Origin of the sequence: Streptomyces kebangsaanensis, assembly GCF_001906585.1 — a bacterium.
Classification (GTDB): domain Bacteria; phylum Actinomycetota; class Actinomycetes; order Streptomycetales; family Streptomycetaceae; genus Streptomyces; species Streptomyces kebangsaanensis.
The window spans coordinates 16,521-32,581 of the sequence record NZ_JUJA01000034.1 but is presented as its reverse complement, the minus strand read 5'-3'; the positions used below and the strand labels follow the sequence as shown (position 1 = coordinate 32,581).

General features: G+C 76.2%; 2 protein-coding genes and 1 pseudogene. All 3 read left to right on the top strand.

Annotation, left to right across the window (positions count from 1 at the left end; all coding sequences use genetic code 11):
- The coding region (locus tag RH94_RS42310; protein ID WP_234425522.1) for a non-ribosomal peptide synthetase at window positions 1–2,426 on the top strand (2,426 nt) is incomplete at its 5' end.
- 13 nt (window positions 2,427–2,439) lie between these two features.
- Window positions 2,440–4,743 (top strand): annotated as a pseudogene (locus RH94_RS42305) (non-ribosomal peptide synthetase); the annotation flags it as partial.
- A gap of 4 nt (window positions 4,744–4,747) precedes the next feature.
- Window positions 4,748–16,061: non-ribosomal peptide synthetase (locus RH94_RS42300; protein WP_234425521.1), on the top strand; the 11,314-nt coding region annotated here is incomplete at both ends.

Sequence of the window (16,061 nt, the reverse complement as noted above, 5' to 3'; positions counted from 1 at the left end):
CCCGCCGCCACCGGCTCACCCTCAACACGCTGGTGCAGGGCGCCTGGGCGCTGCTGCTGGCGCGCTTCAGCGGCGAGCGGGAGGTGTGCTTCGGCACCACCGTCTCCGGCCGGCCCGCCGACCTGACGGACGCCGACACGATCACCGGCCTGTTCATCACCACCCTGCCCGCGCGGGTCACCGTGGACGAGTCCACGCCGTGCGCGACGTGGCTGCGGGAGCTCCAGGCCGCCCGCGCGGAGGACCGGCGCTTCGACCACGTGCCGCTGACGGACCTCCACCAGTGGAGCGAACTGCCCCCCGGAACGTCCCTGTTCGACAGCCTGCTGGTCTTCGAGAACTATCCCGTGGGCGACGCCACCGCCGGCGCGCACGGCGTGCGCATCCGGGACCTCGACGCCCGCGAGGCGACCAACTACCCGCTCACCGTGGTGATCTCGCCCGGCGACGAGCTGAGCGTGGAACTCGGCTACGACCCCCGGTACTTCGAGGAGACCACGGCCCACGCCCTGGCCGCCCGGCTGACGCACACCCTGACCGCCCTCGCCGCATCCGGCGACGAGGCGCCGCTGCACGCGGTCGACGTGCTGTCGCCCGGTGAACGGCACCGGCTGCTGCACGGCCCCGCACGCCCGCAGCTGCCGCCGGCGACCCCGGCGACGCTGCCCGCGCTGATCGAGGCCGCGGTCGACCGGTGGCCCGACCGGACCGCCCTCGACACGGGGGAGTCGCCGCTGACCTTCGGCGAGACGGAAGCACACGCCAACCGGCTGGCGCACCGGCTCATCGCGCGCGGGGCCGGGCCCGGCGACCTCGTCGCGCTGGTCCTGCCGCGCTCGGTGGACATGGTCCTCGCCCAGCTCGCCGTGGCCAAGACGGGCGCCGCCTTCCTCCCGGTGGACCCGGGCTACCCGGCCGAGCGGGTCGCGCTGATGCTGCGCGACGCGGGCCCCGCCGTCACCCTCACCGCCGAGGAGGTCGCCGGCCTGCTCGCCGCGCCGCCCGACGGCACGCCCGGCCACCGGCCCACCGACGCCGACCGCGTCCGCCCGCTCCACCTCGACGACCCGGCGTACGTCATCCACACCTCCGGCTCCACCGGCACCCCCAAGGGCGTCGTCGTCACCCACCGCGGACTGGCCGGCTTCGCCGCCGCCGAGGCCGCGCACTACCAGGTCCGCGCCTCGGACCGCGTCCTGGCCTTCGCCACGCCCAGCTTCGACGCCTCCGTGCTGGAGCTGTGCATGTCCCTGCCGAGCGGCGCGACCCTCGTCGTACCGCCGCCCGGCCCGCTGCTCGGCGCCGAACTGGCGGACGTCCTGCGCACCGCGCGCATCACGCACACCCTGCTGCCGCCCGCCGCGCTCGCCACCCTCCCACCGGACACCCCCGGCACCCTGCCGGACCTGCGCACCCTGATCGTCGGCGCGGACGCCTGCCGGGCCGAACTGGTCGCCCGGTGGGCACCGCACCACCGCATGGTCAACTCCTACGGGCCCACCGAGGCGACCGTCGTCGCCACCTGGTCCGACCCGCTGGAACCGGACGGCACCGCGCCGCCCATCGGCCGCCCGCTGCCCGCCACCGGCGCCTACGTACTCGACGCGCGCCTGCGCCCCGTCCCCGACGGCGTGCCCGGCGAACTGTGGCTCGCCGGACCGACCCTGGCCCGCGGCTACCTGGGCCGCCCCGGTCTGACGGCGACCCGCTTCACCGCCGACCCGTTCGGACCGCCCGGCACCCGCATGTACCGCACCGGCGACCTGGTCCGGCGCGACGCCCGCGGCGAACTGCACCACCTCGGACGCACCGACCACCAGCTCAAGCTGCGCGGCCACCGCATCGAGGCCGGCGAGGTGGAGACGACCCTGGTACGCCACCCGGCGGTGCTGGACGCCGTGGTGAGCGTGCGGGAGGACGAACCGGGGCTGCCGCGCCTGGTGGCCCACCTGCTCGCCGCGCCCGGCGCCGAGCCGCCCACCGGCGCGGAGCTGCGGGCCTTCGCCGCCCGCACCCTGCCCGGCCCCATGGTGCCCTCGGCGTTCGTGACGCTGGACCGGTTCCCGCTCACGGAGAACGGCAAGACCGACCGGGCCGCGCTGCCCGCGCCCGGCCCGGAGGCGCGGGAGCGGACCACCGGGCACGTGCCGCCCCGCACACCCACCGAGGAGGCCGTCGCCGCCCTGTGGGAGGAGGCCCTGGAGACCACCGTGGGCGCCGAGGACGACTTCTTCGCCCTGGGCGGCGACTCCCTGCGCGCCCTGCTCATCGCCTCCCGCGCGGGCGACACCTTCGGCGTGACCCTCACGCCCCGCGACGTCCTGGTCCACCGCACCGTCGCCGCCCTGGCGGACCTGGTGGAGGAACAGGTGCTGAGCGAACTCGAAGACGCCGCACGCGGCGACAGCGACCAAGAAGAACGGTGAGGACCGGACGACCATGACGTCTTCGAAGCGAAACCGTGCCGAGGCCCTGCCGCAGGACCTCCAGGAAGTGCTCCGCCGCCGGCTCGCCGGACGGGCCGCCGGCACCCCCGGCGCCACCGCCCGGCAGGCCGTCCCGCGAGCGGACCGCACCCGGCCGCTGCCGCTGTCCTTCGCCCAGCAGCGCCTGTGGTTCCTGGACCGGCTGCGCCCCGGCGACCCGCGCTACAACAGCGCGGTCGCGCTGCGCCTGACCGGAACCCTCGACCACACCGCCCTGTCCGGCGCGCTGGAGCACGTGGTGGGGCGGCACGAGGCACTGCGCACCACGTTCCAGGAGACCGACGGCCGGCCCGCGCAGACCGTGCACCCCGCCGGACCGATCCCGCTGCCCGTCCGGGACCTGACGGCTCCCGGCGAGCAGCCGGCGGACCTGGACGCGGTGCTGCCGGCCGAGTACGAGCGCCCCTTCGACCTGCGGACCGGGCCCCTGCTGCGCGCCCTGCTGATACGGGAGTCGCACGACGCGCACGTCCTGCTGCTGACGGCCCATCACATCGTCACCGACGGCTGGTCGATGGGCGTGCTGCTGCAGGAGCTGTGCGCCGCCTACGACGCCCTCGCCCGGGGCGTGCGGCCCGCACTGCCGCCGGTGGCCACGCAGTACCCGGACTTCGCCGTCTGGCAGCGCGAGCAGCTGTCCGGAACCCGACTGGAGCGTCAACTGGCGTACTGGAAGGAGCGGTTGTCCGGGTCGGTGGCGCCCGAGCTGCCGCTGGACCGGCCGCGCCGCGGCGAGGAGTCCGGCGCGGGCGCGGTGCACACCTTCACCGTCCCCGCGGCCACCACGGCCCGGCTGAAGCACCTCGCGGCCGAGCGGCACACCACGCTGTTCACCGCCCTGGTCGCCGCCTGCCAGGCCCTGCTGGCCCGCTGGTCCGGGCAGGACGACATCACCGTCGGCTCGCTGACCCCCGGACGCGGCCGCACCGACCTGGAACGGGCCGTCGGGTTCTTCGTCAACACCGTCGCGCTGCGCACCCGCGTCGAGACCGGCGGTTCCTTCAGCGATCTCCTCGCCACCGCCGCGGACACCGTCAACGACGCCTTCGCGCACGGCGACACGCCGTTCGAGCGGCTGGTGGAGGCCGTCGGCGCGACCCGGGAGGCGGGCCGCAACCCCCTGTTCGACGTGATGGTCCTGCTGCACCCCGCGCCGCCCGCCGCACCCGACCCGCACGGCCTGGCCACCACCCCGGTCGCCGTGCCCCGGCGGGCCGCCACGTTCGACCTGAGCGTGGAGTTCGTCCCGGACGGGGACGGGCTGACCGGCCTGCTGGAGTACCGCACCGACCTGTTCGACGCGGCCACCGCCGAGCGCATGGCGGACCAGCTGCTGCGCACGCTGGACGGCGCCGCCGCCGAACCGGACCGGCCGCTCGGCACCCTGCCCCTGCTCTCGCCCCGGCAGACGCGGCAGGTGACGCGGGACTGGAACGCGACCGCGCGGCCCGTGCCCGAGGAGACCCTGCCCGAGCTGTTCGCACGGCAGGCCGCCCGCACCCCGCACGCCACCGCCCTGGTCGCCGGGGACGTGACCCTGGACTACGCGACGCTCGACGCGCGCGCCGACCGTCTGGCCCGCCACCTGGTCGCGCGCGGCGCGGGCCCCGAGCGGCTGGTCGCCCTCAGGCTGCCGCGCACCGCCGACATGATCGTGGCGATCCTCGCCACCTGGAAGTCGGGCGCCGGCTACCTGCCGCTGGACCCTGCCCTGCCCGAGGAGCGCGTACGGTTCCTGCTCGACGACGCCCGGCCGGCGCTCGTCCTGGACGGGGCCGCGCTGCGGGACCTGCCCGCCGCCGACCCCGCCGACGCCTGCCCGCTCACCCCGCCGGACCCCGACACCACCGCCTACGTCATCCACACCTCCGGCTCCACCGGCCGCCCCAAGGGCGTGGCCGTGGCGCACCGGTCCCTGGCGAACCTCCTGGCGGGCCATCGCGAGGGCTTCGTCGCCGAGGCGGGCGGCGGGCCGCTGCGGGTGGCGCTGACGGCGTCGTTCTCCTTCGACACCTCACTGGAGGGCGTGCTGCTGATGGCCGACGGCCACCCGCTGCACCTGGTCGACGAGACGACCCGGCTGGACGCCGCCGCGCTGGTCGAGTACGTCGTCGAGCACCGCATCGACTTCCTCGACCTGACCCCCACCCACCTGCGCCAGCTGCTGCCCGCCGGACTGCTCACCGACCCGCGCCACCACCCCCGGGTGCTGATGCTCGGCGGCGAGGCCGTCGGGCCCGGCCTGTGGCGGGAGCTGNNNNGGCCGAGCGGCGGGACGTGGCCGCGTACAACTTCTACGGGCCCACCGAGTGCACGGTCGACGCCCTGGCCTGCCGCATCGAGGGCGACGGCCGCCCGACCGTGGGCCGGCCGCTCGCCAACGTGCGCGCCTACGTCCTCGACGACCGGCTCCGGCCCGTGCCGCCCGGAGTCGGCGGCGAGCTCTACCTGGCCGGTGTGCAACTGGCGCGCGGCTACGCGGGCCGGCCGGGGCTCACCGCCGCACGATTCCTGCCCGACCCGTTCGGACCGCCCGGCACGCGCATGTACCGCACCGGCGACCTGGCCCGCTGGACCGCCGACGGACGCCTGGACCACTTGGGGCGCGCCGACGACCAGGTCAAGGTGCGCGGCCACCGCATCGAGCCCGGCGAGGTCGAGGCGGCCCTGACGGACCGGCCCGACGTCGCCGCCGCCGCGGTCGTCGCCGTCACCGACCCGCACGGCCACACCCGGCTTGCCGCCTACCTCGTCCCCGCGGGCCGCGACACGCACCTCGCCGCGGGCGACGTGCGGGCGGCCTGCCGGCGCGTGCTGCCCGACCACATGGTGCCGTCCTCCTTCACCGTGCTCGACGCCCTGCCGATGACCGTCAGCGGCAAGGTCGACCGGCGTGCCCTGCCCGCCCCCGACCTCGACGGCGGCGAGCACGCCAAGGAGTTCGTCGCCCCGCGCACTCCCGAGGAGGAGACCCTCGCCCGCATCTGGGCCGAGGTGCTGGGCGTGCGCCGGGTCGGCGTGACGGACAACTTCTTCGAGCTGGGCGGCGACTCCATCCTCAGCATCCAGGCCGTCTCCCGCGCCCGCGCGGCCGGCCTGCACCTGACCTCGCGGGACGTCTTCCGCCACCAGACCGTCGCCGACCTCGCCGCCGCCGCGTCCCCGCGCACCGCCGGCGTGCCCGCGCCCCGGCGGCCGCGCGAGGAGGGCCCGGCGCCGCTGACGCCGGTCCAGGAGTGGTTCTTCGCCACGTACGGCCCGCTGCGGCACTTCAGCATGTCGATGCTGCTGGACCTGCCGCACGACCTGGACGAGCGGGCCCTGGAGCGTGCCCTGGAGGCACTGGTCGCCCACCACCCCGCGCTGCGCACCCGCTTCGCCCGCTCGGGGGACACCTGGCGCCAGCACCCCGGCGACGGCCCGGCCACCGGCCTGCTCATCCGCCACGACCTCTCCCGCGCCGCCGACGCGACGGCCGCCCGCGAAGAGGCCGCCGAGGCCGCCCGCGCCGCCCTCGACCCGGAAACCGGCACCCTGCTGCGCGCCGCCCTGCTGTCCTGTCCCGGCGAGCGCCCCCAACTCTTCCTCACCGTCCACCACTTGGCGGTGGACAGCGTCTCCTGGCGCATCCTCCTCGCCGACCTCGCACAGGCCTACCGGCAGGCGGCCCAGGGCGATCCGGTCCGACTGGAGCCCGTCTCCACGCCGTTCGCCGACTGGGCCGCGCACCTGTCCCGCCGGGTACGCGCCGGTGACCTCGACACCGACCTGCCGCACTGGACGGCCGAGGCCGCCGAACCCCGCACCCCGCTGCCCGTGGACCGCCACGGCACCCCGCTCGCCGGCTCGGTCCGCACCCTCCGCACCCGCGTGGACCGCGCCACCACCGGGGCCCTCCTGCGCCAGGTGCCCGCGGTCTACCGCACGCAGGTCAACGACGTGCTGCTCAGCGCGCTGAGCCGGGTCCTCGCCGACTGGACGGGCACCGAGCGGGTGACCGTCGCCCTGGAGGGCCACGGCCGCGAGGACGACACGCTGGACCTGTCCCGCACGGTGGGCTGGTTCACCACCCAGTACCCCGTCACCCTCACACCCGCCGGACCGTCCGACGCGCCCGACTGGGGCACGACCCTCAAGACGGTGAAGGAGCGGCTGCGGGCCGTTCCCCGGCACGGCCTCGGCTACGAGGCCCTGGCCCGCCTCGGCTCGCCCGACCCGGCCGCCCGCGCCCTGCGGGACCTGCCGCTGCCGCAGGTCTGCTTCAATTACCACGGCCAGTGGGAGGCCGGCGACGGGCGGGACTTCGCCCCGGCGGACGAGGCGCCCGGCCGTGACATCGCCGCCGACGAGCCGCCGGCCCACCTGCTGGACGTCTCCGCCGTGGTCGCCGGCGGCGAACTGGAGATCACCTGGCACTACAGCGACCAGGTGCACGACGAGGACACCGTCCGCACCCTCGCCGACGGCATGACCCGCGCGCTCGCCGCGATCGCCGAGCACTGCGCCCGCCCCGGTGCGGGCGGCCGCACCCCGTCCGACTTCCCGCTGGCCCGCCTCGACCAGGACCGCCTGGACCGGCTGGTCGGCGACGGGCGGGACGTGGAGGACGTACTGCCGCTGACCCCCCTCCAGGAGGGAATGCTCTTCCACCGGCTGGTCGGCGGCGACGACGACGTCTACGTCGACCAGGCGGCGCTCCTGCTGGACGGCGTCGCCGACCCGCACGCCTTCGCCGCGGCCTGGCAGCGCGTCACCGAGCGCACGCCCGCCCTGCGCACCTGCGTGGTCTGGGAGGACGTTCCCGTGCCCCTCCAGGTCGTGCGCCGGGACGTGCGGGTGCCGGTGACCCACCTCGACTGGCGGGACCTGGACGAGCCGGAGCGGGCCGAGCGCCTCGCCCGGCTGCGGGCGGACGACCTGGCCCGCGGCATCGACCTCGCCGCCGCGCCGCTGATGCGGCTGACCCTGGTCCGGCTGCCCGACGCGGGGCTGCACCTGCTGTGGACCTCCCACCACCTGATCCTGGACGGCTGGAGCCTGGCCCAGGTGCTGACCGAGGTGTGCGAGGAGTACGCGGCCCTCACCGCCGGCACCGAGTTCCGGCCGCCGGTACGGCGTCCCTTCGGCGACTACGTGCGCCGGCTCGCCGAGCAGGACCCCGACGCCGCCCGCGCGCACTGGCAAGGCGTCCTCGCCGGCTTCACCACCCCCACCCCGCTGCCTGCCGACCGCCCTCTGCGCGAGGCCCACCTGGCCCGCTCCGCGGAGGTGCACACGGCCGGCCTGGACGACGGGACGTCGGCCCGGCTGGCGCGCACCGCACGCGAGGCCGGACTCACCCTCGGCACGGTCGTACAGGGCGCCTGGGCGCTGCTGCTGGCCCGGTACGCCGCCGAGGACGACGTGGTGTTCGGCACCACCGTCTCCGGCCGGCCCGACGACCTGCCCGGCGTCGAGTCGATGGTGGGCATGTTCATCAACACCGTGCCCACCCGGGTGCGCGTCGACGCCGGGCGCACGGCCGGCGCGTGGCTGCGGGAACTGCAGGACGCCCAGGCCGAGTCGAGGCGGTTCGCGGCCGTGTCGCTGGCCGAGCTGACCCAGCTGAGCGACGTGCCGTCCGGCAGCCCGCTCTTCCACAGCATGGTCGCCTTCGAGAACTACCCCTTCGACGAGGCCCGCACGGCCGGCTCCGGGGTGCGCCTGGCCGGGGTGACCTCCCGCGACGCCACCAACTACCCGCTCGTCCTGCGCGCCCACCACGGCGAACGCCTCGGCTTCGACCTCGCCTACGATCCCGCCCTGTTCGACGCGGCGACCGTCCGCTCGCTCGCCGGCCGGCTGTGCCTGCTGCTCACGGAGCTGGCCGACGGCACCGACCGGCCGCTGCGCGCCCTGGCCCGGCCGACGGCCGGGGAACGGCGGCGGATGCTCACCGACTGGAACGGCACCGAACGGGGCCGCCCCGATCAGACCCTGGTGGACCTGTTCGAGGCGCAGGCCGCCCGCACGCCCGGCGCCGTCGCCGTCACCTGCGGAACCGAGCACCTGGACTACGCCACGCTCGACGCCCGCGCCGGCCGGCTCGCCCACCGGCTCGCCGAACTCGGCGCCGCGCCCGAGCGGTTCGTCGCCCTCGCCCTGCCCCGCTCCTGCGACCAGGTCGTCGCGATCCTCGCCGTGCTGAAGACCGGCGCGGCCTACCTGCCGATCGACCCGGCCTCGCCCGCCGAACGCATCGGCCGGCTCCTCGCCGACGCCGCCCCGGTGACGCTGGTGACCACGACCGGCACGGCGGCCCGGGCCGACGGCACCGGAGTACCCGTCCTCCTCCTCGACGACCCGGACGTCGGGGCCGACCTCGCCCGCCGCCCGGCCACCGGCCCCGCCCCGGCCCGCCGGCCGCTGCCGGAGAGCCCCGCCTACGCCATTTACACCTCCGGCTCCACCGGCCGCCCCAAGGGTGTGGTGATCCCGCACGCCAACGTGGTGCGGCTGTTCACCCGCACCAGCCACTGGTTCGGCTTCGGCGCGGACGACGTGTGGACGATGTTCCACTCCTACGCCTTCGACTTCTCCGTGTGGGAGCTGTGGGGCCCGCTGCTGCACGGCGGCCGGCTCGTGGTCGTGCCCGACGAGACCGCCCGCTCCCCGGAGGACTTCCTGCGCCTGCTGGCGGACGAACGGGTCACCGTCCTCAACCAGACGCCGTCCGCTTTCTACCCGCTGATCCGCGCGGACGCCGAACACCCCGAAACCGGCGCCCGCCTCGCGCTGCGCACGGTGATCTTCGGCGGTGAGGCCCTGGACACCGGCCGGCTCGCCGACTGGTGGACGCGCCACCCGGCCTCCGCCCCGCGGCTGGTCAACATGTACGGCATCACCGAGACCACCGTGCACGTCACCCACGCCCCGCTCGACCCCGCCACCGCCGCCGACGGCCCCGCCAGTCCCATCGGCGTCGCCATCCCGGACCTGCGGGTGTACGTGCTCGACGCGGACCTGGCGCCCGTGCCGCCCGGCGCCACCGGCGAGATGTACGTGGCGGGCGAGGGCCTGGCCCGCGGCTACCTGGGCCGCCCCGGCCTCACCGCCACCCGCTTCCTCGCCGACCCCTTCGGGACGGCCGGCAGCCGCATGTACCGCACGGGCGACCGGGCGAAGTGGCGGGCCGACGGCACCCTGGAGTACCTGGGCCGCGCGGACGCCCAGGTGAAGATCCGCGGCTACCGCATCGAACCCGGCGAGATCGAGGCGGCCCTGCACACCCACCCCGGCGTCGCCGAGGCCGCGGTCGGCGTGTTCGAGGACACCTCCGGAACCCGCCGGCTCGTGGCACACGTCGTCGGCTCCGGCGGCGCGGTCCCCGCGGCGGCCGGGCTGCGCGCCCACCTGGAGCGCCTGCTGCCCGCCCACATGGTGCCCGCCGCCTACGTGCCCATGGACGCGCTGCCGCTCACCGTCAACGGCAAGCTCGACCGGCGCGCGCTGCCCGCGCCGGGACCGGACGGCTACGCCGCCGGCCCCGACCGGACACCGCCGCGCACGCCCGCCGAACGGCTGGTCGCCGCCGCCTGGGCGGACGTGCTGGGAGTCGGGGAGGTGCACGCCGGCGACGACTTCTTCGCGCTCGGCGGCGACTCCATCCTCGCCGTCCGCGTCACCGCCCGGCTGCGCGCCGCGTTCGGTCCCGGCGCCTCCCCGAGGCTGCTGTTCACCCGTCCCACGGTGGCCGCCCTGGCCGCCGAGCTCGGCGAACCGGCCGACGACGCGTCCGCCCCGCCGGCCGACGCGATACCGGCGACCGCCCCGCAGACCCCGGCGCCGCTGTCGTACGCCCAGCAACGCCTGTGGTTCCTCGACCGGTTCGAGCCCGGCAGCACCGAGTACACGACGCTGTCCGTGCTCCGCCTGCGCGGACCGCTCGACGCCGGCGCCCTGCGCACCGCGCTGGACGGCCTGGTCGCCCGGCACGAGGCGCTGCGCACCACGTTCGCCGAACAGGACGGACAGGCACGGCAGGTGGTGAACCCGCCGCACCGGGTCGACCTGCCCGTGGACGACCTCACCACGGCCCCGGACGCGCGGGCGGCGCTGGACGCACTGCTGGAGCGCGAGGCCGCCACGCCCTTCGACCTGGCGGCCGGACCGCTGCTGCGCGCCCGGCTGGCCCGCCTGGCCGCCGGCGAGCACGCCGAGCACGTCCTCGTCCTCGCCGTCCACCACATCGTCACCGACGGCTGGTCGCTCGGCGTCCTCGGCCGCGACCTGGGCGAGCTGTACGCGGCGGCCCACGAGGGCCGCCACCCCGACCTGCCCGAGCTGCCCGTCCGGTACGCCGACCACGCCGCCTGGCAGCGCGCCCGCACCGACCGCGTCGAGCACCGACTCGCCCACTGGCGCCAGGTGCTGGACGCAGTGCCCCCGCTGGAGCTGCCGACCGACCGGCCGCGTCCCGCCGTACGGACCCGGGACGGCGCGCTGGTGACCTTCACCCTGCCCGCCGAGCTGACCGACCGGCTGCGCCGGCTGGGCCGGGAGGCCGACGCCACCCTGTACATGACGCTGCTGACCGCCTGCACGGCCCTGCTGTCCCGCTGGGCCGACCAGGACGACTTCGCCGTCGGCACCGTCACCGCCGGCCGTGAGCGCCCCGAACTGCACGACGTGGTCGGCATGTTCGTGAACACACTGGTGCTGCGCAACCGGGTGCGCCCCGGCACCTCGTTCCGCGCGCTGCTGGAGCAGGTGCGCTCCACCGTCCTGGAGGCGTTCGCCCACCAGGACGTGCCCTTCGAACGGCTGGTGGACGCCCTCCAGCCCGAGCGGGACACCAGCCGCACCCCCCTGTTCCAGGTCATGGTCGCCCTGCACAACCTGGGCGCCGAGGCTCCTACGCTCCCGGGCCTGGACGTCGAGCCGGTCCTGCCGCCGGTCCGGCACGCCACGTTCGACCTGGCCTTCGACTTCGTGGAGGGCGACGGCGGCGTCACCGGCCACCTGGAGTACGACACCGGCCTGTTCGACGAGGACACCGTCCGGCGCCTGGCCGACCGCCTGCGGCTGCTGCTCCAGGCCGCGGCGCAGGACCCCGACCGGGACGTGCGGGCGCTGGAGCTGATGACCGAGGCCGAACGGCGCCGGGTGCTCCACGACTGGCAGGGGCCGCGGCTCGCGGTTCCCGAGACCACCTTCCCCGCCCTGTTCGAGGCGCAGGCCGCCCGCACCCCGCACGTCACCGCCCTGGTGGCACGGGACGCCACGCTCGACTTCGCCGCCCTCAACGAGCGTGCCAACCGGCTCGCCCACCACCTCGTCGCCCAGGGCGTCGCCCCCGAGCGGGTGGTCGCCGTACGACTGCCGCGCACCTCCGACCTGATGGTGGCGGTGCTCGCCGTCGCCAAGGCGGGCGGCACCCTCCTCTGCCTCGACCCCGACCTGCCCGAGGAGCGCGTCGCCCATCTCCTGGCGGACGCGGCCCCGCACACCGTGCTGACCGCCGCCGCCCTGCGCGACACGCCGTGGGACCGGCTGCCCGCCCACGACCCCACCGACCGCGACCGCCGGGCCCCGCTGCGCCCGGACCACGCCGCCTACATCGTCTACACCTCCGGCTCCACCGGCCGCCCCAAGGGCGTCGTCGTCGAACACCGCCACCTGGTCAACCTCTGCCACGACCACCGCGAAGGGCTCGTCGCCCCGCACACCGCGGACGGGCGCCGGCTGCGCGCCGCGCTGAGCGCCTCGTTCTCCTTCGACACCTCCTGGGAAGGGCCGCTGCTGCTCGCCCTCGGGCAGGAGGTCCACCTCGTCGACGAGGACGTGCGCCTGGACCCGGACGCGTTCTGCGCCCGGATCACCGAACACCAACTGGACCTGGTGAACGTCACCCCGTCCTTCCTGCGCGAACTCACCGCCGCCGGACTCCTCGCACCCGGCCGCCACCACCCGCGCGTCCTGCTGGTCGGCGGTGAGGCGATAGGCCCCGACACCTGGCGGGAGCTGTGCGCCGCCGCCGGCCTCGGCGTCACCGCGTACAACATGTACGGGCCCACCGAGTGCACCGTCGACGCCACGTACGGGCGCTGCGCCGAACACCCGGACCGGCCGGTCATCGGGCGCCCCGGCCGCAACCTGCGCGCCCACGTCCTCGACGGCGCCCTGCGCCCGGTGCCGCCCGGCGTGCCCGGCGAGCTGTACCTCGCCGGCGCGCAGGTGGCCCGCGGCTACCTGGGCCGCCCCGGCCTGACCGCCTCCCGCTTCCTCGCCGACCCGGCCGGCCCGCCCGGCACGCGCATGTACCGCACCGGCGACCGCGCCCGCTGGAACGAACGGGGGATGCTGGAGTTCCTGGGCCGCGCCGACGAACAGATCAAGATCCGCGGGTTCCGCATCGAACCCGGCGAGGTCGAGGCCGCGCTGCTCGCCCACCCGGACGTGTCCGAGGCCGTCGTGACGGCACGCGAACACGCGGGCCGGCTCATGCTCGTGGCCCACCTGGTGCCCGCCGGGGACACCGTCCCGACCGCCGACGCACTGCGCCTCGCGCTCCGGCGCACCCTGCCGGACCACATGGTGCCGGCGGCGTTCGTCCCGCTGGCGCGGATCCCGCGCACCAGCAGCGGCAAGACCGACCGGCGCGCCCTGCCCGCCCCGCCCGCGCGACCGGACCCCGCCACGACGTACGTGGCACCGCGCCCCGGCACCGAGGAGACGCTGGCCGCGATCTGGGCGGACGTCCTGCGGGTCGAACGGGTGGGCGCGCGGGACAACTTCTTCGCGCTGGGCGGCGACTCCATCCTCAGCATCCAGATCGTCTCCCGGGCCCGCCGGGCCGGACTGGCGCTGACCACCAAGGACGTCTTCCGCCACCAGACCGTCGCCGAACTCGCCCTCCGCGTCACCGAGGCGGCCCCCGCGGCGGCGGACGCGGCTCCGCCCGCCGAGGCGCCGCTCACGCCCATCCAGCGCTGGTACCTCGACGACCGCCGCCCCGGCGACCCGCTGCGCTTCACCATGTCGCAGCGGATCGAACTGGCCCCCGGAACCGACCGGTCCGCCCTGCGCCCCGCCGTCGACGCCCTCGTCCGCCACCATCCGGCCCTGCGCACCCGCTTTGGCCGCACCGGCGACGGCCGGCGCCAGGAAGTCCTGCCGGACGTCCCCGACGGCATCCTCACCCACCACGACGTGACCGGCCTGGACGGCCCCGCGCTGGAGGCCGAGGTGCGGCGCGCGGCGGACGCCGCCCGGGACTCCCTCGACCCGGCCGAGGGCCGGGTGGTGCGCGTCCTGCTCTTCGACCGCGGCCCGGACCTGCCCGCGCAACTCCTGTTCACCGTCCACCACCTGGTCGTCGACGGCGTCTCCTGGCGGATCCTGCTGGCCGACCTGGAGACCGCACACCGCTGCGCCGCCGACGGACGGCCCGTCGACCTGCCCCCGGCCACCACCGCGTACGGGCACTGGGCGGCCCGGCTGGAGGCGCACACCCGCTCCGGCGCCCTGGACGGCGACCTCGCCCACTGGGAGCGCACCGCGACGGCCCCCGCCGGCCTGCCCGCGGGCCGGCCCGGCCCCAACACCCACGGCACCGCCGCCACGGTCACCGTGGAGCTGGAGCCGGAGACGACCGAGGCCCTGCTGCGCCGGGTACCGGAGGTCTACCGCACCCAGGTCAACGACGTCCTGCTCAGCGCCCTCGGCCGCACCCTGGCCCGCTGGTGCGGGCGCGACACCGTGCTGGTCGGGGTGGAGGGCCACGGCCGCGAGGACCTCTTCGACGGCGTGGACCTCTCCCGGACGGTCGGCTGGTTCACCGCCGAGTTCCCCCTCGCGCTGAGCGTCGCCCCCGACACCGGCTGGCACGACACCCTGCGCTCGGTGAAGGAGCAACTGCGCGCGGTGCCCCTGCACGGACTGAGCCACGGCGCGCTGCGCCACCTGCTGCCCGACAGCCCCCTGGCCGCCGCCCCGATGCCGCAGGTCGGCTTCAACTACCACGGCCGGTGGGACGCCGACGGCGGCGGGAGCGGCCTCTACGGCGCCGCCCTGCCCCCGGCCGGCTCCGACACCGATCCCGAAGCGCCCCGCCCCTACCTGCTGGACATCACCGGCGTGGTCCAGAACGGCCGCCTGGAACTCGGCTGGACCTATCCGCCGGCCGTCTACGACGAGCCCACCGTCCGCGCCCTCGCCGACGAGATGTGCGCGGCGCTGCGCGACATCGCGGCCCACTGCGCCCGCCCGGACGCGGGCGGCCGCACCCCGTCGGACTTCCCGCTCGCCGGGCTCGGCCAGAGCGAGCTGGACCGACTCGTGGGCGACGGCCGGCACGTTGCGGACGTCCTGCCGCTGACGCCCCTGCAGGCCGGGATGCTCTTCCACGGCCTGGTGGACACGGCGGGCGCCTACTTCGACCGGACGGCCGTACGGCTGTCCGGGGTGGCCGACCCGCACGCCTTCGCCGCGGCCTGGCAGCAGGTCGCCGACCGCACCGGGGCCCTGCGCACCAGCGTCCACTGGCAGGGCCTGCCGCACCCGGTCCAGGTCGTCCACCACCGCGTGGAGCTGCCCGTCACCCACCTGGACTGGCGGCACCTGACGCCCGAACAGCGCGAGCGGGAGACCGGGGAACTGCTGGCCGCCGACCGCGCGGCGGGCATGGACCTCACCACCGCGCCCCTCACCCGCATCACCCTGGCCGCGCTGCCCGGCGACGAGATCCTGCTGCTGTGGTCCTCCCACCACCTGATCCTGGACGGCTGGAGCACCGGGCAGCTGCTCACCGAGGTGTGCGAGCGCTACGCCGCGCTCACCGGCGGCCGCGAGGCCCCCGCGCCGGTGCGGCGCCCGTTCTCCGACTTCCTGCGCCGGCTGCGGGACCAGGACGAGGCCGCGGCCGAGGCGTACTGGGCCGGCGCCCTCGCCGGCTTCCCGGCCCGCACCCCGCTGCCGTACGACCGCACCCCGGCCGAGGCGCACCGCGCCCGCGCCGCCGCCACGGTGCGCCGGCAGCTGGACGAGCGGGTCTCGGTGCGGCTGCGGGAGACGGCGGCACGGGCCGGGCTGACGGTGAACACCGTGATCGAGGGCGCCTGGGCGCTGCTGCTGGCCCGCCACGGCGGACGCGACGACGTCGTCTTCGGCACGACCGTCTCCGGGCGTCCGGCCGAACTGCCGGGCGTGGAGGCGATGATCGGCATGTTCATCAACACCGTGCCCACCCGGATCGAGGTCTCGGGCGGGGGAGTGGCGTCCTGGCTGCGGGGCGTGCAGGAGCGGCAGAGCGACGCCCGGCGCTTCGACTTCCTCGCGCTGCCCCGCATCCAGGCGCTGAGCGAGGTCCCGGCGGGCGAGGCGCTGTTCGACAGCATGGTGGTGTTCGAGAACTACCCCGTCGACGAGTCCGCCACGGCCCGGACGGGCGTGCGCGTCGAGGAGGTCCGTGCCGACGACGCACCGACCTTCCCGCTGTGCCTGCGCGCCCACCTCGGCGACCGGCTCGGCATCGACCTCGCCTACGACGCCGACCTGTTCGACGCGGACACGGCCGAACGCCTCGCGGCCCGGCTC